Source organism: Streptomyces sp. NPDC016845 (genome assembly GCF_044332585.1).
GTDB lineage: Bacteria > Actinomycetota > Actinomycetes > Streptomycetales > Streptomycetaceae > Streptomyces.
Genome location: NZ_JBIRPI010000003.1, coordinates 117,054 through 139,795, shown reverse-complemented (window position 1 = coordinate 139,795; position 22,742 = coordinate 117,054). Strand labels below are relative to the sequence as shown.

General features: G+C 71.2%; 21 protein-coding genes. 9 read left to right on the top strand and 12 right to left on the bottom strand.

The window, feature by feature from the left end; all coding sequences use genetic code 11:
• Window positions 1-58: 58 nt before the first annotated feature.
• The 3 genes from ACH4RC_RS10940 to ACH4RC_RS10930 form a co-directional block, all read right to left on the bottom strand.
• Window positions 59-1,399: a polysialyltransferase family glycosyltransferase gene (locus ACH4RC_RS10940; RefSeq protein ID WP_398198141.1), complete on the bottom strand. Its 1,341-nt coding sequence runs from the start codon at window positions 1,397-1,399 to the stop codon at window positions 59-61.
• Window positions 1,396-2,382 (bottom strand): glycosyltransferase family 2 protein, encoded by a 987-nt coding sequence (locus tag ACH4RC_RS10935; protein WP_398198139.1) that lies wholly within the window; start codon window positions 2,380-2,382, stop codon window positions 1,396-1,398. Before ACH4RC_RS10935 ends, ACH4RC_RS10940 begins: the two co-directional genes overlap by 4 nt.
• A 240-nt stretch (window positions 2,383-2,622) precedes the next feature.
• Window positions 2,623-3,330 carry a TetR/AcrR family transcriptional regulator C-terminal domain-containing protein gene (locus ACH4RC_RS10930; protein WP_398198138.1) on the bottom strand — a complete coding sequence of 236 codons (708 nt, stop codon included), beginning with the start codon at window positions 3,328-3,330 and terminating at the stop codon, window positions 2,623-2,625.
• A 71-nt stretch (window positions 3,331-3,401) separates the two neighbouring features.
• Here ACH4RC_RS10930 and ACH4RC_RS10925 point away from each other — a divergent pair, with 71 nt between their 5' ends.
• Window positions 3,402-4,871, top strand: a complete 1,470-nt coding sequence (locus tag ACH4RC_RS10925; protein WP_398198135.1) for an FAD-dependent monooxygenase — start codon at window positions 3,402-3,404, stop codon at window positions 4,869-4,871.
• Between the two features lie 27 nt (window positions 4,872-4,898).
• On the opposite strand, the gene leuE is transcribed toward ACH4RC_RS10925, so the two are convergent.
• Both leuE and ACH4RC_RS10915 read right to left on the bottom strand, forming a co-directional pair.
• Window positions 4,899-5,558, bottom strand: coding sequence for a leucine efflux protein LeuE (gene leuE, locus ACH4RC_RS10920; RefSeq protein ID WP_398198133.1), 660 nt, complete (start codon window positions 5,556-5,558; stop codon window positions 4,899-4,901).
• 108 nt (window positions 5,559-5,666) lie between these two features.
• Window positions 5,667-7,247 (bottom strand): methylmalonyl-CoA mutase, encoded by a 1,581-nt coding sequence (locus ACH4RC_RS10915; protein ID WP_398198130.1) that lies wholly within the window; start codon window positions 7,245-7,247, stop codon window positions 5,667-5,669.
• A gap of 243 nt (window positions 7,248-7,490) precedes the next feature.
• Here ACH4RC_RS10915 and ACH4RC_RS10910 point away from each other — a divergent pair, with 243 nt between their 5' ends.
• Complete coding sequence (locus ACH4RC_RS10910; RefSeq protein WP_398198128.1) at window positions 7,491-8,405, top strand: L,D-transpeptidase family protein; 915 nt, start codon at window positions 7,491-7,493, stop codon at window positions 8,403-8,405.
• Between the two features lie 178 nt (window positions 8,406-8,583).
• Here the strand turns inward: ACH4RC_RS10910 and ACH4RC_RS10905 are convergent, their stop codons facing one another.
• From ACH4RC_RS10905 to ACH4RC_RS10895, 3 genes are all read right to left on the bottom strand, one after another.
• The gene (locus tag ACH4RC_RS10905) at window positions 8,584-9,819 is read right to left on the bottom strand and encodes a hypothetical protein (protein ID WP_398198125.1); all 1,236 of its coding nucleotides are present in this window, start codon (window positions 9,817-9,819) and stop codon (window positions 8,584-8,586) included.
• Complete coding sequence (locus ACH4RC_RS10900) at window positions 9,819-10,481, bottom strand: RNA polymerase sigma factor (protein WP_398198122.1); 663 nt, start codon at window positions 10,479-10,481, stop codon at window positions 9,819-9,821. The genes ACH4RC_RS10905 and ACH4RC_RS10900 overlap by 1 nt, the downstream gene beginning before the upstream one ends.
• Window positions 10,482-10,734: 253 nt before the next feature.
• Window positions 10,735-10,920: a hypothetical protein gene (locus ACH4RC_RS10895; protein WP_398198120.1), complete on the bottom strand. Its 186-nt coding sequence runs from the start codon at window positions 10,918-10,920 to the stop codon at window positions 10,735-10,737.
• A 196-nt stretch (window positions 10,921-11,116) separates the two neighbouring features.
• Between ACH4RC_RS10895 and ACH4RC_RS10890 the strand changes: the two genes are divergently transcribed.
• On the top strand, window positions 11,117-11,359 hold the full coding sequence (locus ACH4RC_RS10890; RefSeq protein WP_398198118.1) for a hypothetical protein: 243 nt from the start codon (window positions 11,117-11,119) through the stop codon (window positions 11,357-11,359).
• 73 nt (window positions 11,360-11,432) lie between these two features.
• Here ACH4RC_RS10890 and ACH4RC_RS10885 read toward each other — a convergent pair whose 3' ends face one another.
• The gene (locus ACH4RC_RS10885; RefSeq protein WP_398198116.1) at window positions 11,433-12,041 is read right to left on the bottom strand and encodes an RNA polymerase sigma factor; all 609 of its coding nucleotides are present in this window, start codon (window positions 12,039-12,041) and stop codon (window positions 11,433-11,435) included.
• Between the two features lie 256 nt (window positions 12,042-12,297).
• Here ACH4RC_RS10885 and ACH4RC_RS10880 point away from each other — a divergent pair, with 256 nt between their 5' ends.
• A complete protein-coding gene (locus tag ACH4RC_RS10880; RefSeq protein ID WP_398198115.1) occupies window positions 12,298-15,018 on the top strand; it encodes an FG-GAP-like repeat-containing protein in 2,721 nt (906 codons plus the stop codon).
• A gap of 46 nt (window positions 15,019-15,064) precedes the next feature.
• On the opposite strand, the gene ACH4RC_RS10875 is transcribed toward ACH4RC_RS10880, so the two are convergent.
• The 3 genes from ACH4RC_RS10875 to ACH4RC_RS10865 form a co-directional block, all read right to left on the bottom strand.
• Window positions 15,065-15,574 carry a hypothetical protein gene (locus tag ACH4RC_RS10875; protein ID WP_398198112.1) on the bottom strand — a complete coding sequence of 170 codons (510 nt, stop codon included), beginning with the start codon at window positions 15,572-15,574 and terminating at the stop codon, window positions 15,065-15,067.
• Between the two features lie 85 nt (window positions 15,575-15,659).
• Entirely contained in the window at window positions 15,660-16,514 is an 855-nt protein-coding gene (locus ACH4RC_RS10870; RefSeq protein ID WP_398198110.1) for a DUF4328 domain-containing protein, read from the bottom strand.
• Window positions 16,515-16,620: 106 nt separating this feature from the next.
• Window positions 16,621-18,219 (bottom strand): glycoside hydrolase family 20 protein, encoded by a 1,599-nt coding sequence (locus ACH4RC_RS10865; protein ID WP_398198107.1) that lies wholly within the window; start codon window positions 18,217-18,219, stop codon window positions 16,621-16,623.
• Between the two features lie 285 nt (window positions 18,220-18,504).
• On the opposite strand from ACH4RC_RS10865, the gene ACH4RC_RS10860 reads away from it, so the two are divergent.
• From ACH4RC_RS10860 to ACH4RC_RS10840, 5 genes are all read left to right on the top strand, one after another.
• A complete protein-coding gene (locus ACH4RC_RS10860; protein WP_398199152.1) occupies window positions 18,505-19,104 on the top strand; it encodes a 2-oxo-4-hydroxy-4-carboxy-5-ureidoimidazoline decarboxylase in 600 nt (199 codons plus the stop codon).
• Window positions 19,105-19,254: 150 nt separating this feature from the next.
• Complete coding sequence (sdhC, locus tag ACH4RC_RS10855; protein WP_394431184.1) at window positions 19,255-19,635, top strand: succinate dehydrogenase, cytochrome b556 subunit; 381 nt, start codon at window positions 19,255-19,257, stop codon at window positions 19,633-19,635.
• A gap of 8 nt (window positions 19,636-19,643) precedes the next feature.
• Window positions 19,644-20,129, top strand: coding sequence for a succinate dehydrogenase hydrophobic membrane anchor subunit (locus ACH4RC_RS10850; protein WP_398198105.1), 486 nt, complete (start codon window positions 19,644-19,646; stop codon window positions 20,127-20,129).
• A gap of 20 nt (window positions 20,130-20,149) precedes the next feature.
• Window positions 20,150-21,904: a succinate dehydrogenase flavoprotein subunit gene (gene sdhA, locus ACH4RC_RS10845; protein WP_398198103.1), complete on the top strand. Its 1,755-nt coding sequence runs from the start codon at window positions 20,150-20,152 to the stop codon at window positions 21,902-21,904.
• On the top strand, window positions 21,904-22,680 hold the full coding sequence (locus tag ACH4RC_RS10840; RefSeq protein ID WP_398198101.1) for a succinate dehydrogenase iron-sulfur subunit: 777 nt from the start codon (window positions 21,904-21,906) through the stop codon (window positions 22,678-22,680). The genes sdhA and ACH4RC_RS10840 overlap by 1 nt, the downstream gene beginning before the upstream one ends.
• Window positions 22,681-22,742: the final 62 nt, after the last annotated feature.

Sequence of the window (22,742 nt, the reverse complement as noted above, 5' to 3'; positions counted from 1 at the left end):
ACCCGCCCTCGAACACTCGCGCGCCCCGCCCGAACCGTGCTCGGGCGGGGCGCGCGTGTCAGGCCCGTGCGGCCCGCACCCTGCGGACGACGCGCCGCACGGTCGGATTGCGGCGCAGCGCCTCGGCCCGCACCGGGCTCCCCCCGGGCAGGCGGAGGCTGGTCAGCCGCCGCTTCTTGAAGTAATGCGGGAACTGCTCCAGGTGCGCCGTGAGCCACGCGGCCGTCTCGTCGCGCAGCTCGGGGTGCTTGCCCGCCTGCATGCAGAAGCCGACGGCCCGCACCAGCCGCGACAGCTCGTCCGAGGCGTCCGCCGGGCGCGGGGGCTCGCCGACCGTCCCGTGCTCGGCGTCGGGCAGCGCCGCGTCGATGATGGTCAGCGGAATGCGGTTGCTGTTCTCGTACGGCGTGATGCGTTCGAGGAGCAGTTCGGTACCGACACGGGCGACCGGGATGTCGTAGAAGGCGGCGGCGGTCATCAGCGCCGTGGAGAAGCAGCCGATGACGAGTCGGGGCCGCAGGTACGCGAAGACGGTCTCGGCCAGGACCGGCGCGTCGAGGACGGTGAGCCGCACCCCGAGCTGTGCCGCCGCGGCGTCCAGGGAGTCGGAGTAGGCGGCGGGAGCGCTCGGATGGGGCTTGAACAGGACGGATTCATGACCGGCCGCGGCGGCCGCGCGCACCATCCGGATGTGCAGCTCCTCCTCCTCGTCCTGGCTGATCAGGTCGATGGCGGAGAGGTACTGGCCGAGCAGCACCGCGGTGGGCGCGTCCGTGCCGGGCAGGCGCCGCGCGAGGAGATCGGCGCCCTGGGCGCCGATCTCGTCCAGGACGGCGACGATCGCCTCGTTCGGTACGGGTTCGGGCTCGACGCCGTACTCGGACAGCAGCATGGGGCGCAGTCCGGCGATCAGGTCGAGGTGCAGGACGCGCACGATGCGGCTGGTCATGCCGTGGGGGACACGGTTGCGCGTGGGCCCGTAGCTCATCAGGCCGTCCGCGTAGATGTGGATCGGGCTGTCCGCGAAGATCTCGGCGACCGCCCTGGACGGATTGGCCTGGATCGATTCGCAGGCGATCTCGACGGGCTCGTCCCCGAGGTCCCAGGCGAGGCGTACGGCCTTCTCCCAGAGGGCGGCGTCCTGCTTGCGCGGCGACCAGCCGACCGGGTGGTGCGGATAGATGAATTCGTTCCAGGAACGCACTTCGTCGAACTCGGGGCGCAGTCTGTCGAATCCGGACATCCGGTCGAGCGGGGTGCCGACCTCTGGAATTGCCGCGGTGTTGCTGACGACGAGAATACGGCGGCGGCCCTCGCGCGGTCCGAACTGGCCCGCTCTGATGGCGGCGGTGACGGTCGCGGCGGCGTACTGCGTGGCCGAGAAGAATATCTGGATCATGCGGCGATCCCCTTCATTCCGCCGCGTACACGGCGCAGCGTCCGGACGCGTTCCTCACCCATGCCGACGAGGGCCTCCTCCAGCTCCTGTTCCGGCATCCGCCCCAGCGCCTGTGCGCTCAGCTGCCTGAGCTGCGTCGCCACGCTCCGCTCGAACCGGTCCTTGGCGAGGAGCTGGTGGGCGATCACCACGCAGTAGTTGCGCAGGGCCTTCTTGCGCAGTTGTCCGGCTTCCGGATCCTGTGCCAGCTCCGCGAGGACGAGGTCGAAGGAGCGGAAGAAGTCCAGCTGGCGTACGTCGCCGATCTGGGTCAGCGACGTGGCCACGCCCCGCCGGTAGAAGAGACCGCGCAGGCTCGCCACGGCGTAGGAGTCCGCACGGCGGTGCAGGTCCCAGATCCAGGGGCGGTCCTCGGCGGTACGCAGTCCGTCGTGGAAGCGCAGCAGGCCCCGGTCGAGCAGGCGGCGGTGGTAGACGCCGGCCCACGCGTACGGGTAGTCGACCATGGTGGACTCGCCGACCGGGAGGATGGAGCCACGAGGGTCGAGCGCGACGTGGCGGCGCCCTTCCGGGGCCCGGTGCACGGTCCGGGTCAGGCCGGTGACCTGTACGTGGTCGGTGCGCACGAAGTCGACGTCGAGCCGGTCGATCGTCTCGACGAGTTCGGGCAGATACCCCGGCGCGAGCCAGTCGTCACCGTCGAGGAACGTGAGGTAACGCCCTTCCGCCGCGTCGATACCGGTGTTGCGCGCGGTGGCCAGACCACCGTTCCGCTCGTGCCGGATCACCCTGGCGCCGGGAAGCCTCTTGGTGAGTTCGAGAAGCGCCTCGTACGTCTTGTCCTTCGTCGACCGGTCCTCGACGAAGAGGAACTCGAAATCGTCCCGCGCATTGTTCACGAGTCCGGCCACGGTTTCCGCGACGTAATGCTCGATGTTGAAGCAGGGAACTATCACGGAAAGTGTGGGCGAGCTTTTGGTCACGCGAACACCTGGGCCTTCTCGACAACGGATCCCTCGGACCCTACGAGCGCCTCGGCACCGCGTACTGAATCCGTGCCGACCACGAGGTGAACGAGAAGTGACGAGGCGGCCGTGAGCGGAACGGGTGCGGGCACGCCCGAACCGGGGTTCTCCGGCGCCGACAACAGCAGCTGCCACAGCTACTACCAGCCGGTCGACGAAGCCCTGGCCCGGTACGGCGTCGAGGTCTTCCGACCCGTTTCAGCGCACTCCGTACCGCGCTTCGATCCCCGCCACGATCAACCGCAGCCCCTCCTCGAACCGCTCGTCGTACGCCGCGAACAGATGCTGTCCCGCGGCGGCGGCGAGCGGGTAGTCGGCCAGCGCCTTCGCCCGCGCTTCGATGCCGACCTCGGCCTCCTCCCGCCCGGCATGCGGCAGCATGCCCTGCTCCTCCGTGACGAAGCCGAGCGTGTACATGTACACCGTGGTGCTCGCCCGGGCCGCCTGGCCGGGCTCGAACCCGGCGTCCACGAGGAACCGCAGGTTCGCCTCCAGCTCCGCGCCATGATCGGTCCCCGTGAACCGTGACCCGCTGAAGACCTTCGCGCCGTCGCGGTAGCGCAACAGCGTGGCGCGCAACCGCCGGTTGCCCTCGATCAGCCACTCCTGCCAGGTGCCGGCGGGCCCGTAGGTGACCTCTCCGACGGATCCTTGCCCGGCCCCCGTCATGCGCCGGAACATCACGGTCGCCATCTCGTCGAGCAGCGCCTGCTTGTTCTTGAAGTGCCAGTACAAGGCGGGCGCCTGCACGTCCAGCTCCTTGGCGATGGCGCGGAGCGTCAGGCCCTCCAGGCCGACATCGTTCAACAGGTCGAGGGCGGTGTCGGCGACGTGGGCCTTGTCGAGCTTGGCCTTCCTCGGCGCCTGGGGGCGCTCCCGCTCTTTCGGGTCTTTCTGCTCAGCCACGCTTGACAGTTTATCGCCGTTAAGGACATGCTCGGCACAGTGAACTTAACAACGTTAAGGGGTGGTGCGTGATGCCGGTGCCGACGACGGACGTCCTGGTCGTGGGGGCGGGCCCGACGGGTCTTTTCCTGGCGGCGGATCTCGCGCGGCGCGGGGTGCGGGCCTCGGTGGTGGAGCGAGCGGACAGCCTGTTCCCTGGCTCGCGGGGCAAGGGCCTGCAACCGCGCACTCAGGAGGTCCTGTACGACCTCGGAGTGCTGGACGAGATCTACGCGGCGGGCACGACGTACCCGACGATGCTGGCCTGGAAGGGGGACGAGCCCGACCAGGAGTGGGACATGGTCAAGCGCGGCGAGCCGACGGAGCAGGTGCCGTTCGCGGACGGCTGGCTGATCCCGCAGACCCGCACGCAAGCGGTGCTGTACGCGCGACTGCGGGAGCTGGGCGGCGAGGTCCGCTTCGGTGCGGGCCTCACCGGCCTGGAGCAGGACGCCGACGGCGTGACGGCGAGGTTCGAGGACGGCACGGCGGTGCGCGCCCGGTATCTGGTGGCGGCGGACGGCGGCCGTTCGACGGTGCGCAAGACGCTCGGCATCGCGATGACGGGCGAGACGGTCGACCCGAAGCCGATGCTGGTGGCGGACGTACGGATCACGCCGGGCGCGCCCGTCCCGGACACGCACTGGCACATCTGGCCGAAGGCCCAGGACGGCGGCGTCGCCTTCTGCCCTCTCCCGCCGGACGGCGGCGAGGGGCGCCTCTTCCAGCTGGCCGCGCAGTTCACGGACGAGTCGGCGGTCCCGGACACGTCACCGGCCGGGGTGGCCAAACTCCTGGCGACCCGTACGCCGTTGCGGGAGGAGCACATCGCCGAGGTCGTCTGGGCCTCCGACTTCCGGGCGCGGGCGGCCATGACGGACCGCTTCCGCGAAGGCCGGGTCTTCCTGGCGGGCGACGCGGCCCACATCCACTCCCCCGCGGGCGGCCAGGGCCTGAACACGAGCGTGCAGGACGCCTACAACCTGGCGTGGAAGCTCGCGGCCGTCCTGTCCGGCGGCCCCGAGTGGCTCCTCGACACCTACGAGGAGGAGCGGCTGCCCGTCGCGGCGGACATCCTCGGCCTCAGCACCCGTATCCACCGCGCAAACGCGGACGGCAGGCCCGCGCAGCGCGGTGAGGAGGTACAGCAACTGGGCATCGGCTACCGCGACGCGAAGCTGACCCGCGAGACCCGCACGGGCCTCGCGGACGACGCCCTGCGGGCCGGGGACCGCGCCCCGGACGGCCACCGCGGCGGAACCCGGCTGTTCGACGTCTTCCGGGGCCCGCACTGGACGCTGCTCGCGGTGGGCGAGGTTCCCGCGCTCCCGCCCCTCCAGGAGGAGTCCATACGCACGGCGCGCATCCCGGCCTACGAGGCGTACGGCACAGGCGTGTTCCTGGTGCGGCCGGACGGCTACGTGGGGTGGGCCGGGGAGACGGCGCGGGGCGTGGAGACGTACCTGAGGGAGGTCGGGGCCGGGGCCGGCTCCGGGGGCTGAGAGCCCGCCTCCGTAACCGGGCGGCTGTTACACGCTGGCCAGGGACAGCTTCACCGCGAAGCCCAGGAACAGCACCCCGGCCGCCGACGTCGCGCCCGCCGAGAGGCGCTTGCGGCGGCGGAAGGCGGCGGACAGCTTCGTGCCGCTGAAGATCAGCGCCGAGAGGTACAGCACGCTCGCGAGCTGCGCGAAGGCGCCGAGCACGACGAAGGAGACGGCCGGATAGGCGTAGGAGGCGTCGACGAACTGCACGAAGAACGCGATGAAGAAGAGGATCGCCTTCGGGTTGAGCAGGCTGATCACGAAGGCACGGCGGAAGGGCCGCTCCTGCGCCGAGGGTGCCTCGCCGGAACCGGCCTCGGCGGCGGCGATCCGCTCGCGCCGGGTCCGCCACATCGACCACGCGGCGCGCATCATGCCGATCGCGAGCCAGGTCAGATATCCGGCGTCCGCGTACTTCACGATCCCGAAGAGCACCGCGTTGGCCTGAAGGAGGGAGGCGACACCGGCGGCGGAGAGGGTCATCAGGACCGTGTCTCCGCACCAGACACCGGCGGCCGCTTTGTAGCCGGTGCGGACGCCGCGGCGGGCGGCCACGGAGAGCACGTACAGCGAGTTCGGCCCCGGGAGGAGGACGATGAGGACGGTACCCGCGAGATAGGTCGGAAGATCGATGACACCCAGCATGAGCGGAGTGTCGCACAGCGGTCCGACCCTCCGCCCATCTGTTCCAGCTGCCGGAACCGCACCGGCCCGCCCTCGGGAAGTGCCGGTAGATCGACGGAAGGTCGCTGGTCAGAACCGTTCCGAGGGGGTGTAGGTGCCCCACACCTCGCGGAGCGCGTTGCTGACCTCGCCGACGGTGGCGCGGGCGCGCAGGGCGTCCTTCATGGGGTGGAGGACGTTGTCGTCGCCCTCCGCGGCCTTCTTCAGGGCGGCGAGCGCCGTGTCGACCGCGGCCTGGTCGCGCTCGGCGCGCAGGGTGGCCAGGCGCTGCGCCTGCTGGGCCTCGATGGCGGGGTCGACGCGGAGGGGTTCGTAGGGCTCCTCGGCGTCGAGCTGGTAGCGGTTGACGCCGACCACGACGCGCTCCCCGGCGTCCGTCTCCTGCGCGATCCGGTAGGCGGAGCGCTCGATCTCCGCCTTCTGGAAGCCGTGCTCGATGGCGGCGACCGCCCCGCCCAGCTCCTCGACCCTGCCCATCAGTTCGAGGGTCGCGGCCTCGACGTCGTCGGTCATCTTCTCGACCACGTAGGAGCCGGCGAAGGGGTCGACGGTGGCTGTCACGTCCGTCTCGTAGGCCAGGACCTGCTGGGTGCGCAGGGCCAGGCGGGCGGACTTGTCGGTGGGCAGGGCGATGGCCTCGTCGAAGGAGTTGGTGTGCAGCGACTGGGTGCCGCCGAGGACCGCCGCCAGGCCCTGGACGGCGACGCGGACCAGGTTCACCTCCGGCTGCTGCGCGGTCAGCTGCACCCCGGCCGTCTGCGTGTGGAAGCGGAGCATCAGCGACTTGGGGTTCTTCGCGCCGAACTCCTCGCGCATCACCCGGGCCCAGATCCGGCGCGCGGCCCGGAACTTGGCGACCTCCTCCAGGATCGTCGTGCGGGCCACGAAGAAGAACGACAGGCGGGGGGCGAAGTCGTCGACGTCCATTCCGGCGGCGACCGCGGTGCGTACGTACTCAATGCCGTCGGCCAGCGTGAAGGCGATCTCCTGTGCGGGCGAGGCCCCCGCCTCGGCCATGTGGTAGCCGGAGATGGAGATGGTGTTCCAGCGCGGGATCTCCGCCTTGCAGTACTTGAAGATATCCGCGATCAGCCGCAGGGAGGGCTTGGGCGGGAAGATGTAGGTGCCGCGGGCGATGTACTCCTTGAGCACGTCGTTCTGGATGGTGCCGGTCAGCTGGTCGGCGGCCACCCCCTGCTCCTCGGCGACGAGCTGGTACAGCAACAGCAGCAGCGCGGCGGGGGCGTTGATCGTCATCGAGGTGGAGACCCGGTCCAGCGGGATGCCGTCGAACAGGACGCGCATGTCCTCGATCGAGTCGATCGCGACGCCGACCTTGCCGACCTCGCCCGAGGCGATCGGCGCGTCGGAGTCGTGGCCCATCTGGGTCGGCAGATCGAAGGCGACCGAGAGGCCCATCGTGCCGTTGGCGATCAGCTGCTTGTAGCGGGCGTTCGACTCGGTGGCGGTGCCGAACCCCGCGTACTGGCGCATCGTCCACGGGCGGCCCGTGTACATGGAGGGATAGACACCGCGCGTGAACGGGAAGGCGCCCGGCTCGCCCAGCTGACGCTCCGGATCCCAGCCCTCCAGGGCCGACGGGCCGTACACCGGCTCGATGGGCAGTCCCGACTCGGATTCGCGCGCCATGGTTGTGCCTCCAGCGATCTGCCGACTGATCGTGCGGGGGTGCGTGCTACTGCCAGTAGTCGCCGCGTCCTGCGACGGACTGTAGCGGCGGGCGTGCGCTCGGTGGAGGGGCCCACGCTGGGAGCTTGCTCACAAGCCGCGGGGCGGGAGTCGGCCAGAGTGCCCGCGCCCTGTTCGCAACCGTCGCGGCGCGGGCAGCATCTGAAGTGACAACAGGGAACGGCGCGGCAGGCGGGGGACGTCATGCGAACAGCTGTCATACGGAGAACACTCGCCGGGCTGGGGGTGCTCGCCCTGGCCTGCGGGTGCAAGGCCCAGGCGGTCGGGTCGGACGGCGCGGCGCGGTCGGGGCCGGTGCCCTCCGGCCCACCGGCATCCGCCGCCGCGCCTGCGGCCCCGTCGGCACCCGGGTCCGCGGCGACGCCTTCGCCCGGTCGGGACAAGCCGTCGTACCCCGCGCCCGCCAAGCCGTCGAACCCCGGTGCCGACAGGCCGTCGAGCCCCGCCGCGTCGCCGACGCCGCCGCCCCGGACCTTGTACGCGCCGGGCAGCCGCGGCACGCAGGTGCGTGAACTCCAGGCGCGGCTGCGGCAGATCGCCTGGCTCTTCGACGGACCGACCGGCACCTACGACGACCCGACGGCGAAGGCGGTCGGCGGGTTCCAGCTCAAGCGCGGTCTGCCGAGCACCGGTGTCACCGACACCGTCACCTGGCAGCGCCTGGTGGCGATGACGCACGAGCCGACTCGCGACGAGCTGTACGCGGCGGGCGGGCAGCCCGCCGCGAAACCGGACCCGCGCTGCATGACGGGCCGGGCGCTGTGCATCAGCAAGAAGAGCCGGACGGTGTCGTGGATGGTGGACGGCAAGCGGCTGCTGACGACGGACGTGCGGTTCGGGTCGCAGTACACGCCCACCCGTGAGGGCCTCTTCCACGTGTTCTGGAAGTCCCGGCACCACGTCTCGACGATCTACCACACGCCCATGCCCTACGCGATGTTCTTCAGCGGCGGCCAGGCGGTGCACTACTCGTCGGACTTCGCGGCCCGCGGCTACAACGGCGCCTCGCACGGCTGTGTGAACGTACGGGACGAGGCGAAGATCGCGAGCCTGTTCGCGCAGGTGCGCGACGGCGACAAGGTCGTCATCTACTGGTGAGACGAGGAGAGGCGCCGGACGAGAAGACGTGAGATGAGGTGCGGGGGCGTGGGTGGGACCGGGGGAACGTGTCCCACCCACGCCGGTGGCATGAGCCGAAGGTACGGGGGGAACCCCCGGCCCGTGCGCTGCCGATGACCAGTCGGCAATCAGTACTGCGTCGGCGGGTCGGAAAACGTCACACCTGGTGCGCAAGATTTTTTCGCGGGCCGGATTCGGGCAGGTCAGAGCGGGTTTCCCGGTACGTTTTCTGGCCGCGATCATGCCGGTCGCTCCGGCCGTGGCCGTCGTCGTGGCGGTCGTCGCGGTCATCGTCGTGACGGTCGCCGCCGACCCGGTGGGAGCCGCGGCCTGAGTCGGACTCCGAGTCGTCGTCCTCGTCGTTGTCCTGGCCGCCGCCGTGGTCGTGCGAGCCGGTGAGGCCGTACGAACCGTCGGGCCCGCCGGAGCCGTTCGCGCCACCTGACTGGTTCGTCCCGTTCATCCCGTTCGAGCCGTTCGAACCGTTGGGCGAGCCGTCGCTGCCGCCGTAGTAGTCGGAGTCGCGGGGGCTGTCGGCGTCGCTGGAGCCGTCGGACGGGTCGAGCACGCGGTCGCAGAACCGGCCGAGGTCCGCGGCGTTCCGGCCGTATTCCTGCGCGGAGCTGCGCAGCCGCTGCCGCTCGTCGGCGCTGAGGTCGCCGCCCCGGTAGCGGCGGCAGGCGTCGGTCACGCGGCGGTGGAGCCGGTCGGACATTCTGTCGCCGTCCTTGCCGCCGCCGGCGTCGGCGTCGCCCTTGCCGTCGTTGTCGGTGGCGTCGGACGCGGGATCACGGGACGCGTCCTTGTTCCCGGCGTCTCCGGCGCCGTTCCCCGCGCCCTGCGAACCGCTGGGGTCCGGGGTGGCCGGGCCGTCGGGCCGGGCCTCGTCCTTGTCCTTGTCCTTGCCGCGCGGCGGCGGCGAGACCAGCGGCCGCTCGTCGGGGTCGGTCACGCCTCCCGACACGGAGGAGGCGGGCGTCGGATCGCCGTTGCCACCGAACGGGGACGGCAGCATCCCGGCCCCCACGGCGACGCCGACCCCGCCGACCATGCAGGCGGCCAGCGCGGCGGCGAGCCCGAACCGCGCCGGACGGGCCCAGCGCGGGCGCCCCCCGGCCTCGTGCCGTCCGGCGATCACCACACTGTCGCCCGCCTCGTGCACGGCGGCGTCCACCGCGGAGACGGCGCGGGCCTCCCGGAACGCCTTCAACGCCACGTCCTCGCCCGGGAGTTCACCGTCGGGCCCGGCCGGGAGCACGGTCAGCGCGTCGAACGTGGCGCGGAGCCGTTCGGCCCGCCGGACGTCGTTCTCGGTGGCGGCCTCCAAGGGCTCCCCGCTCAGCAGGCGCTCCGCCGCGTCGCGGTCCAGCCACTTGTCGTGCTCGTCGGCCATCACATGTCCTTCTGCGTCCGTGTACGCGATTGCGTCACACCGGCAGACGTCACCGTACGGGTACTCGGCTGCCTCTGGTGCGGGACGGATTCGAGGGAACCGGAGGATCTATGCTCCGCGCCGAGCAGCTCGGCGAGCCGTTTGAGGCCGCGATGGGCGGCCGTGCGGACGGCTCCCGGCCGCTTGCCCAGGGTCTGCGCGGCGCTCTTCGCGTCGAGGCCGACGACGACGCGCAGCACGACTGCCTCCGCCTGGTCCTGGGGGAGCTGCGCTATCAGGTGCATGGCGCTGCCCGTGGCGAGGGACTCGAGCGCCTCGTCGGCGGTGTCGGAGAGGGCGGGCCTGCCGGTGAGTTCGCTCTCGTCGCCGCCGATGGCGGGGCGGCGCCCCCGCATCCGTATATGGTCCAGGGCGCGGTTGCGGGCGATGCGGGCGGCCCAGCCGCGGAACCGGTCGGCGTCGCCCTCGAAACGGGTGAGGTCCCGGGCGATCTGCAGCCAGGCCTCGGAGGCGACGTCCTCGGCGTCCGGGTCGCCGACGAGCGTGCGTATGTATCCGAGCAGCCGTGGGTGCACGGCGCGGTACACAGTCCGGAACGCGGTCTCGTCCCCGTCCTGTGCCGCAAGCACCGCGGCGGTCAGCTCCGCGTCGTCCCCCAGCACTTCCTGTCCCTGCCTGCCCCGGTGGTGAAGCCCGTGCCCCGTGTGAAGGTGTGCGCTCCCGGCGCGAATCAGCACGCTACGGCCTGAAACGCCCTCGCGTCCATGTTTGTACAAGGCGCAACCACCGAGTCACGCAGCGGGGTGTGACACAAAACGCATGCGCGGCGCTGAGACAAGTACGGGCCGCTAGCGACCCGTACCGCGCGGCGGCCGGGGTCTCTCCTGTGGGGGGTGGCGACCCCGGCCGTCCCGTTCACGGCCCGGTCGTGGCGGCCGGTGTCCAGCATCCGGCGGCGGCCCGCTCCGAGCGGTTCAGCCCGCGCCCGGCCTCGTACGACTTGCAGCGGGCCTGTTGGTCCTCGGCCGGTTCTGGGCGGGAAGGGTTCGCGGCCCCGGACGTCTTCTCGCGCTTGCCCGGCGGCACTTGCTCCGGGTTCACCACAACAGGGCTACTTACGGGCGGGGTTGACGCCCCCGCAGCCGAACTCGCCGTAGCCGTAGCCGGGCCCGTTGCCGCATTCGTGGACGGAGATGGAGCCGGAGCCAGTTCCGGAGCCGAAGCCGGAGCCGACGCCACCGGATCAGAGCTCGCCGGATCAGAGCTCACCGGAGGCGAACTCACCGCAGGCGGCGCCGTGTTCCGTACCGGCCGCGCCCGGTCCCCCGGAGCATCCGGCGAGGACACCGTCCCGATACCCGCCACCGCCACCCCGCCCACCGCGACGCTCGCCAGCAACGCCCCGATGACCGCCCGCAGGGACCACCCCGCCGGGCGGCGCCGTGGCCGCCAGTCGTCGCCGGGCCGGGGCCGCGCGTCGAGCCCACCGGCGTCCCGTACGGCGCGGAACGCGGTCAGCGCCGCCTGTTCCGCCTCCTGATCGGGCGGCCCGACGCGGACGACGGCCGCGGCGAGCCGGGCGCCGACGGCATCCGGCGGTACGGATCTCCCGGTCATCCCGCTCCCTCTTCCGTGCCGGGCGCGTCCTCGGCCCCGGCCAGTTGCCGCGCGAGCCGCTTCAGCCCCCGGTACGCCGCCGTGCGCACCGTGCCGGGGCGTTTGCTGAGGACGCGCGCGGCGGTGGGCCCGTCGAGCCCGACGACGACACGCAGCAGCACGGCCTCCCGCTGATCCGGGGGGAGTTCGCCGATGAGGGCGAGGGCGCGTTCCGTCGACAGGGTTTCCAGTGCCTGCTCGGCGGTGTTGTGGGCGGCGGGCAGGTCGAACACGTCCCGCTCCAGGACGGTGGTGCGCGGGCGCACCTTCTGCCGGCGCAGCAGATCGAGGGCGCGGTGGCGGGCGATGGTCGCGGTCCAGCCGCGGAAGCCCGCGCCGTCGCCCCGGAACCGGCCGAGGTCGCGGGCTATCTCCAGCCACGCGTCGGCGGCGACGTCCTCCGCCTCGGGGCCGACGAGCCCGCGCAGGTAGCCGAGGAGTCCGGGCTGCACCATGCGGTAGGCGACGGCGAAGGCGGCCTCGTCGCCTTCCTGGGCCCGCGCCACGGCCGCGCCCAGCTCGTCGTCGCGCGCATGCGGACGACGGGGCTCCGCTCCCTGGCCCAACCGCTTACCTCTTCGTACGACGAACGACGCGGACGGCGTGCACGGTTGTGGACGCGCCCCACGTCGATCAGCGCCCTTGCGCACAGAAACGTCACAGGGCGCTCCACAGATGTACGTACAACCTTTGGACGCCGCCGTTCGTCTGCAGGCACAGCCGTGGGGCGCGTGTGACGTTCCTCGACGGTTGTTCGCTGAACAGATCGACTACCCGCGGTTCCCGCGGGGTTCTTGTTAACTTCTCCAAGGGGTGGGGCATTTGAGCCCGCGACATTCGCGCGGCAAGGAGCAGGGCGCGCGCGCTTCGCACGCGTACAAGCCGCTCAGTATGAAGCGCAGAGCGTGGATCACGCTCGGTGCGGTGGTGCTCGGCGGGGCGGGGGCGGCGACGTACGCCATGGCCTCCGGCCCGGCGGACAGCGCCAAGGGTCCCGAGCGGCGGGCCGCGGCGGTGCACACGCTGAAGCTGCAGTCGAAGGGCGACCGGAAGGTCGTGCCGCAGAAGTCGACCGCGACGTTCGGCGCCGTGTCGGTGACGTGGAAGAACCCGGACGCCGAGATCGACGGCAAGGCGCAGTTCCGCGCGCGGGACGCCGAGAGCGGCGACTGGGGCAAGTGGACCACGCTGCCCGAGGAGACGAACGACGCGGACGGCGCCGAGCGCGAGCGCTCCGCGATCCGGGGCGGCACCGCGTCGGTGCCGACGGAGGACGTCTCCGACGGGGTCGAGGTCCGGGTGATCGCCGCGGACGGCACCGCCTCCGACCTGCCCGCGGGCATGGACGTCAAGCTGATCGACCCGGGCACCGGGCCGACGGCCGAGGGTCTGGCCAAGCCGGCCGCGTTCAGCGAGGACACGGCGACGCCCACGGCGACCGCGACGGCCGACCCGGCCACGACGCCCTCGGCGCCCTCGGCGCCGGAGACGGTGGACCCCGGCTTCACCGGGACGGAGACCGGAAGCCCGGCCGAGACCCCGCCGGCCACCACGACGGCCACCACCTCCCCGTCGCCGAGTGACACACCGCCCCCGGCTCCCCGCCCCTCCACGGTCGTGAAGCCGTACATCATCCCGCAGTCGGTGTGGGGCCCCGGCCTCTCGCACGACGGGACGCCGTCCTACGACACGGAGATCAAGGCCGCCGTCGTCCACCACACCGGTGTCGACGCCGACAACCAGGTCCCCTGCGCCAAGTCCGCCGAGCGGCTGCGCCAGATCCAGCAGGACCACGTCTCCAAGGGCTACTACGACCTCGGCTACAACTTCGTCGTCGACCGCTGCGGCCAGATCTTCGAGGGCCGTACCGGCGGCATGGACCTGCCGGTGCACGGCGCCCACGACTACGGGTTCAACACCGACACCGTCGGCATCTCCTACATCGGCAACTTCGAGAAGGTGAAGCCGACCAAGGCGGCGCTCGACGCGATCGCCCGCGTCGTCGCCTGGAAGTTCGGCCAGTACGGCATCAAGGCGACCAGCAACGTCACCCTGACGTCCAACGGTGACCTGGGTACCGACGGCAACAAGGTCGCCAAGGGCTCGACCATCACCCTGCCGCGCGTCTTCGGCCACAAGGACACCAACGCCACGCTGTGCCCCGGCGTGAACCTGTACCCGAAGCTGTCGCGCATCCGCACCCTCGCCGCGACGCCGGGCATCTCGCACGCGCTGCCCTCGCAGAACCTGACCGGCGACGCCACCCCGGACATCGTGACGGGCGTACCGAAGGGGTCGAGCGGCGGCCAGGTCGTCGTCGTCCCGGGCACCATCGACGGGCCCACCGCCACCGGCCGCAAGGCCATCTCGCAGGCCGGTGACGTGCTCGGCGCCGCCGAGACCGGTGACGAGTTCGGCACGGCCACCGCGACCGCCGACCTCAACGCCGACGGCTACACCGACCTGATCGTCGGCCAGCCCGGCGAGGACGACTCCGCGGGCCACAAGGACCGCGGCGCCGTCACCGCCCTGTACGGTCCCGAGCTCACCAAGGGCTTCGCCCTCGACCTGCCCGCGAGCTACACGCCGACCGGCGCCCGGATCGGTGCGGCGGTCGCCGCCGCCGACTTCGACGCCGACGGCAAGGCCGACGTGTTCACCGCCTCCACCGGCGCGGGCGGCACCTGGGCGGCCCGTTACGCCGACGGCCGGATCGCCCACGCCAAGCTGACGACCGCCACCGCCAACCTGGCCTGGGCGGACGCCACGAGCGGCGACTTCAACCTCGACGGGTACGCCGACGTCGCTCTCAACTACCGCGACGCGGGCTCCGTCGGCCGCGTCGTCTGGTTCAAGGGCGGCACCACCGGCCTGACCAAGGTGGGCACGCTGACCGTCAAGGGCGGCCGCTCCATCGCCACCGGTGACGTCAACGGCGACGGCGTCGACGACATCGTCGTCGGCCAGCCCTACACCGCCGAGTCCGGCGGCGTCTCCGGCGGCCAGGTCACCTTCGTCAAGGGCGTCGCGGGCACCGGCCTGACCGCCACCGGCGCGAAGACGATCAGCCAGTCCACCGCCGACGTCCCCGGCGCGAACGAGTCCGGCGACGCCATGGGCTGGTCCGTCGCGGTCGGCGACTACGACAACGACGGCTACGCGGACATCCTCACCGGCGCCCCGAACGAGGACATCACCCGTACGACGAACCGCTCCAACACGGGCACGACGCTCCTCCTGAAGGGCTCGTCGGCCGGGCCGACCGGCGCCGGCTCCGTCGCCCTCTCGCAGGACACGACGGGCGTCCCGGGCGCGACCGAGACGAACGACAACTTCGGCACGGCCACCGCCCTGGTCGACCTCTCCGGCTACGGCCGGGCCGACCTGGTCGTCGGCGCGGCGGGCGAGGACACCAACAACGGCACCCTGCTGTACGTGCCGAGCAACAGCACCGGTCTCGGTCTGACCTCGACCAAGACCTACAACAACGCGTCCCTGGGCACCCCGGCGGGCGCCCGACTGGGCGCCGGCCTGACGCCGTAGCGCCGCTTTTCCGGACAAGCTCCCGGACCGGCCTCGGGGGCGGCGCTCACTGCGCCACCCCGAGCCGGTCCAGGAACCGGAAGAACAGCTCCTCCGCCGACGGCTCCGCCGCCGCGCACAACACGTCGGCCAGCGGCTGCGCCTCGACGGTGCGCCCGCACTCGCCCGCCCAGGAGACCGCGCGCTCGGCCGCGTCGTCCGGCGGCAGGAAGTAGTCCTCCAGGGCGCGCTCGTCACCGCCGATGAACACGGCCATGGTGGTGCGCCCGAGGCACGTCGTCCACGCGCCGCTGTCCGGCGCCGCCGCCTCGATCACGGCGCAGCTGCTGTCCATCACGTACGCGAAGAGGGCGGGCGCCCGCGTCTCCGCCGCGAGAACGTTCATGCTGCCGACGTCGCGCGTCCGGTCACCCGTGCCGCCGGGGCACTCCCAGATCTGCCAGTCGCCGGGCCGCTCCTCCAGGAGCGTCAGCTCGTCGGCCACCGCGTCGAGGGCGCGCAGCTCCTTCAGCGGACGCTCGCTCCTGGCCACCACGTAGTAGCCCCAGTAGCCCATTGCCGTGCCCCCGTCCCGGTGCTCCCCTGTGGACCCCGGGCGAATAGACCACAGCGGTGCGGGACTTCGCCACCCGAAGCGTCAACTAGGCGATGACAGTGGCCGGGACGCCACCGGCCGTCACCTTGCGGTTCTGCAGGCGGGTCAGGGAGCGGACGAACCAGATCGCGGCCGCGGCGCTGACGATGTCGAGCACGTCACCGGCGATCACCCAGGCCGTCGCCGACTCGATCTCGGTGAGGCTCTCGGCCTTGTCGTACTGCCGGCCCGCGAACCGTCCGAAGACCTGGTTCAGGATCCAGAGGAACCACCACAGCTCGATCACGCCGGACCGCGCCCGCTTGCGGGAGAGTTCGAGGCCGTCGGCGCTGGCGTGCCAGGTGTCGAGCGCGATGCGGCGCGGGAACCAGAACGCCACGACCGGCACGAAGAAGCCGAAGACCGCCCAAGGGCGGGCCTTGCTCTGCCCCTGCGGCGCGAAGATCTCCGCGTTGTCGCGCACGCGCAGGAACCAGAGGATGAAGCCGATCGCGGTAACCACGAGCGCGCCCGTCTGGGCCACGCCCAGGAACCGGTACGCGTCGTCGAGGCGGCCGAACTTCCCGTCGTCGAACCCGGCCCAGCCACCGCCGACGAGGTCGGACAGGGCCCGGTACTCGGCGATCCCGACGCCCACGGCGCCCAGGTCGACCACGAGGACGAGGCCGAGCAGCGCCATGGCGAGGGTGGCGAGGCCGTTCGGCGACCGCAGCAGCGCCCAGCGGGCCCTCGGGTCGTAGGGCGCGGACGGCACCGGCGGCGGCAGCGGCGCCAGCGGCTCCGCCCGGTCGGCCCCGGCGCCCGGCGGCGCGGTCAGCGACCCGAACGCCTCGTCCGAGCAGCGGGCGCACAGCCCGTCCTCGACCAGCGCGTTGTTCTTCCCGCATCTTCTGCACAGCACAGCCGCGCGCCCTCCCCAGGCAACCGCCGCTGTGTTCGACCCCCCGGCCGCGCGGCCAGCGGACCATACGGCCCGCCGACCTCCGATGTCCAGTCGTTTCCGCAGGTCAGCCGGTTACCCGAGCCGCGAGGTCGACGAACTGCGGCCACGTCGGCTCCGGCTTCCGGGCGTCCCAGAGCTTCTGCGCGGTGGCCCGCAGCGGCATCCGTACGCCTTGCGCGACCTGCGCCTGGGTCTGCGACTGCGCGAGGTCGCACCAGACGGCGAAGGTGCCGCCGAGGATCTGGTCGTCGTACTTGGCGGGCACGGCCGTCGTCCCGCGCACGACGCGCGGCGTCCAGCTCTCGTAGATCCGCTTGCCGGTCGGGTAGGTGAAGGTGTTCGGCTGGCCGAGGACGTAGTAGAGGAACTCGTCGTTGTAGTTGGTCAGCTTCCGCCCGGCGCTCAGGTACGAGACCGGTTCGCGGGCCCCGATCTCCTTGCCGGTCCAGTACGCGACTTCCAGGTTCTTGTCGGCGTCGACGTTCCCGCCCTCGTAGAACCCGTCGTTCCAGGCCTTGAGGTGCCGGTCGTAGGGGGCCATGGTCTTCGCCCGGTCGTTGAGCCAGGACTGCGCGAGGTCCTGCACGCGCGCGCCCGAGCCGTGCGCCCGCCGCGCCGCCGCGGCGAGCTGCGGGTAGGAGGTCTCCGGGCTCTTGACCGTCAGCGCCCGGTACTCGTCGGCGCCCAGGTGCCAGTAGGCGCCCTTGAACAGGCCCGCGTACTCCTTCAGCAGGTCGTCCACGATCTTCGCGGACTCCGGCTCGGAGATGTCGACGGCACCGCGCTGCGCCACGCCTTTCGCGTCGCGGAGCTGCAGATCGGGGTGGGCCTTGATGACCGCGCCGAGGTGGCCGGGCGAGTCGATCTCGGGGACGACCGTCACATGCCGCTCGGCGGCGAGGTCCAGGATCTCCCGCACCTGAGCCTTGGTCAGGTGGTCCTTCGACACGATCTCCGGGTGCGAGTCGGACTCGATCCGGAAGGCCTGGTCGTCGGAGAAGTGCAGCCCGAACTGGTTGTACTTCAGGTCCCCGATCTCCCGGATCCTGTCCTTGATCCAGTCCGCGGAGAAGTGCTTGCGGGCGATGTCCATCATGAACCCGCGCTGCGGCTTCGCGGGCGCGTCGTCGACCACACCTTCCGGGACGGTCGCACCGCCGTGCGCCTCCTGCTTCAGGGTGCGCGTGCCGTAGAAGACGCCGGTCTCGGTCGGCCCGACGATGCGGACGGCCCCGTCCCGCACCGTCATCCTGTACGACTCCTGGTTCGCCCGGCGCGCCCCGCCGAGCGCCAGTTCGACGTCCCCGGCGCCCGCCTCGGCGTCCTCGCCCGCGTACTTCAACCCCAGTTCCCCGGCGATCAGCCTGCCCTCGTCGGCGAGCTTCCCGTCCCGTACGACGACGCGGCCGCCGTCCGCCTTCCAGCCGGGTCCGCGCGCCGCGGTGAAGTCGCGGACCGCGGGGATCGTGCGCGGTGGCTTCGACAGCGCGTACGACCGGCTGGGCGAGGGAGACGGGGACGCGGGCGCCGACGAGCCGGTCTTGCCGTCGCTCGGTGCCGACCCGGAGGAGCTGTCCCCGTCGTCGGGCCACAGCACGGCCGCGACGACCACCGCCCCGGCCACGACGACCCCGCCGCCGGCCAGCAGAACCTTCCGCTCCACGTGCGACCACCTCCGCTCGCGATCATGTTCCCGCCGACGGTAACGGCCGCCCCCCAGGGGTGCGGGGACCTGTGCGCCCAGCCACGACGCGTCGGCACGTACAGCGGGACAGGACCACGACGGCGCTGTCACGGAAACGCCCTAAACTCTTCCGTCCGGGTGAAATTCGCGCATCCGTCGGACACTCGCAATCACACCTCGCTAGCGTTACGGCACAAACACACGCACGCCGCCCGTATCACCAGTCCATCGCACAGCCCCCACCCGTTTCCGCCGGAGGACCCGCTGTCCGCGCACCGCGCCCCGTTCGTACCCGGCCGTCCGCCCCTGCCGGCGCAGACCGGATCGGCTCAGGGAGTCGCCCGCTTCAACGCACTGCCGCGGGCCACCGCCGAGGACGCCCTGCACACCTGCTTCGGCAGCCGCGCCTGGGCCCGCCGCCTCGTCGCGCACCGCCCCTACCCCGACCTCGACGCGCTGCTCGCCGCCGCCGACGAGGCCGCGTACGACCTCCCCATCAGCGCGATCGCCGAGGCCCTGACCAGCGAGGAGCTGCCCCGCCTGCCGGGCGCCGCCGCCTACTCGGCCGCGTACACCGCGCTGGCCGCGGCGCACGGCGCGTACGAGAGCCGCTTCGGGCACGCCTTCGTGATCTGCCTGGACGACATCGCGCCGAGCGAGGCGCTCGACCATCTGCTCGCCGGGATCCACGCCCGCCTCGGCAACGACCGGGAGGAGGAGCGCGTGACCGCCGCGGAGGAGCTGCGCCGACTCGCCCGGGGACGCATCACCCGTCTGCTGCGCGCGCTGCCCGCCGCCCGGTCCGGGGACCCGGACACCGCACGGGAGCCGAGCCTGGGCGATAGCCCGTACGTGCCTGTTTGATTGCCTGTTTGATCACACCGGAGGCCCCGGCGCGATCGAGCCGACAACTCGTCGATACGATGACGAGCGGCCGGTGGACCGTACCCGGCCGGGCCCGACCGACAGTGAAGCCGGCGCGGCCCTCAGTCCCCGCTCCCGGAGGGTTCTTCCGTGCCGGCTGGAACGCTGTACCGCGGCCGGGAAGGCATGTGGTCGTGGGTGGCTCATCGAGTCACCGGTGTCCTCATTTTCTTCTTCCTGTTCGTACACGTGCTGGACACCGCTCTCGTCCGCGTCTCCCCGGAGTCGTACGACGACGTCGTATCCACTTACAAGACGCCGATCGTCGCGCTCCTTGAGTACGGCCTCGTCGCCGCCATTCTCTTCCACGCGCTCAACGGCCTGCGTGTCATCGCCGTCGACTTCTGGTCGAAGGGCCCGCGCTACCAGAAGCAGATGCTCTGGACCGTCGTGGGCATCTGGGTCGTCCTGATGATCGGGGCGCTCTACCCGGTCCTCGGCCACGCCGTCCGTGAACTCTTCGGGAGCTGAGGCCAGAAATGTCCGCTGACACCACTTCCGCTCCGTCCGGCGTCGGGCCCGTCGAGGGCGTCTCGCTCTACGACGCCGACAACCCGGCCCCCGTCATCGAGGCGCCGCGCAAGCGCACCTCGAAGACCGGCAAGGGCAGCCGCGGCAACTTCGAGATGATCGCCTGGCTGTTCATGCGGCTGTCCGGCGTCGTCCTGGTCGTCCTCGTCCTCGGCCACCTGCTGATCCAGCTCGTGCTCGACGGCGGCGTCTCCAAGATCGGCTTCGCGTTCGTCGCGGGCCGCTGGGCGTCCCCGTTCTGGCAGGGCTGGGACCTGCTGATGCTCTGGCTCGCGATGCTGCACGGCGCCAACGGCCTGCGTACCGTCATCAACGACTACGCCGAGCGCCCCCAGACCCGCCTGTGGCTGAAGGGCCTGCTGTACGCCGCGACGGTCTTCACCGTCCTGCTGGGCACGCTGGTGATCTTCACCTTCGACCCGAACATCCGTTAAAGCCGAGGCGAGCGAACCCCGTGAAGATTCACAAGTACGACACCGTCATCGTCGGCGCCGGTGGCGCGGGCATGCGCGCGGCCATCGAGTCGACCAAGCGCAGCCGCACCGCCGTGCTGACCAAGCTCTACCCCACCCGCTCCCACACGGGCGCGGCGCAGGGCGGCATGGCCGCCGCGCTGGCCAACGTGGAGGAGGACAACTGGGAGTGGCACACCTTCGACACGATCAAGGGCGGTGACTACCTGGTCGACCAGGACGCCGCCGAGATCCTGGCGAAGGAGGCCATCGACTCGGTCCTCGACCTGGAGAAGATGGGCCTGCCGTTCAACCGCACCCCGGACGGCACGATCGACCAGCGCCGCTTCGGCGGTCACTCCCGTAACCACGGCGAGGCGCCCGTGCGCCGGTCCTGCTACGCCGCGGACCGCACGGGCCACATGATCCTCCAGACGCTGTACCAGAACTGCGTGAAGGAGGGCGTGGAGTTCTTCAACGAGTTCTACGTCCTCGACCAGCTCATCGTCGAGGAAGACGGCGTCAAGAAGTCCGCCGGTGTGGTCGCCTACGAGCTGGCCACCGGCGAGATCCACGTCTTCCAGGCGAAGTCGGTCATCTACGCGTCCGGCGGCACCGGCAAGTTCTTCAAGGTGACGTCCAACGCGCACACCCTGACCGGCGACGGCCAGGCCGCCTGCTACCGGCGCGGGATCCCGCTGGAGGACATGGAGTTCTTCCAGTTCCACCCGACCGGCATCTGGCGCATGGGCATCCTTCTCACGGAGGGCGCCCGCGGTGAGGGCGGCATCCTCCGCAACAAGGACGGCGAGCGCTTCATGGAGAAGTACGCGCCGGTCATGAAGGACCTCGCGTCCCGTGACGTCGTGTCCCGCTCCATCTACACGGAGATCCGTGAGGGCCGCGGCTGCGGTCCCGAGGGCGACCACGTCTACCTCGACCTCACGCACCTCCCGCCGGAGCAGCTCGACGCGAAGCTCCCGGACATCACCGAGTTCGCGCGTACGTACCTCGGTATCGAGCCCTACACGGACCCGATCCCGATCCAGCCGACCGCGCACTACGCCATGGGCGGCATCCCGACCAACGTCGAGGGTGAGGTCCTCGCGGACAACACCACCGTCGTCCCGGGCCTGTACGCCGCCGGTGAGGTCGCCTGTGTCTCCGTGCACGGCGCCAACCGCCTCGGCACCAACTCGCTGCTCGACATCAACGTCTTCGGCAAGCGCGCGGGCATCGCCGCCGCCGAGTACGCGCACACCACGTCCTTCGTCGAGCTGCCGGAGGACCCGGCGTCGCTCGTCGAGGCCCAGGTCGAGCGGTTGCGCAACGCGACGGGCACCGAGCGCGTCGCGGTCCTGCGCAACGAGCTGCAGGAGTGCATGGACGCCAACGTGATGGTGTTCCGCACCGAGCAGACGATCAAGACGGCCGTCGAGAAGATCGCCGAGCTGCGCAAGCGTTACCTCAACGTCTCGATCCAGGACAAGGGCAAGCGGTTCAACACCGACCTCCTGGAAGCCATCGAGCTGGGCAACCTGCTCGACCTGGCCGAGGTCATGGCGACCTCCGCGCTGGCCCGCAAGGAGTCGCGCGGCGGCCACTACCGCGAGGACTTCCCGAACCGCGACGACGTCAACTTCATGCGCCACACCATGGCGTACCGCGAGGTCGGCGACGACGGCTCCGAGTCCATCCGTCTGGACTACAAGCCGGTCGTCCAGACCCGCTACCAGCCGATGGAGCGTAAGTACTGATGGCAACCCCGATCATGGACAAGGCGGAGGCGGCCGGCAAGGCCGAGCCCGGGTTCGCCGACTCCCCGTACATCACCGTCACCTTCCGGATCCGCCGGTTCAACCCGGAGGTCTCGGCGGAGGCGAACTGGGTCGACTTCCAGCTGGAGATCGACCCGAAGGAGCGCGTCCTCGACGCCCTTCACAAGATCAAGTGGGAGCAGGACGGTTCGCTGACCTTCCGCCGCTCCTGCGCGCACGGCATCTGCGGGTCCGACGCGATGCGTATCAACGGCAAGAACCGCCTTGCCTGCAAGACGCTCATCAAGGACATCAACCCGCAGAAGCCGATCACGGTCGAGGCCATCAAGGGCCTGACGGTCCTGAAGGACCTGGTCGTGGACATGGATCCGTTCTTCCAGGCGTACCGCGACGTCATGCCGTTCCTCGTCACCACGGGCAACGAGCCGACGCGTGAGCGCCTGCAGACGGCCGAGGACCGCGAGCGGTTCGACGACACGACCAAGTGCATCCTGTGCGCCGCGTGCACGTCGTCGTGCCCGGTGTTCTGGAACGACGGGCAGTACTTCGGTCCCGCCGCGATCGTGAACGCGCACCGCTTCATCTTCGACTCGCGCGACGAGGCCGGGGAGCAGCGCCTGGAGATCCTCAACGACCGTGACGGTGTGTGGCGCTGCCGCACCACCTTCAACTGCACGGATGCCTGCCCGCGCGGCATCGAGGTCACCAAGGCGATCCAGGAAGTGAAGCGCGCGCTGATCACGCGCCGCTACTGACCTTACGGTCGTGCCCGGTCCGTGGGCCCCGCTCCTCTCCAGGAGCGGGGCCCACGGCCGTT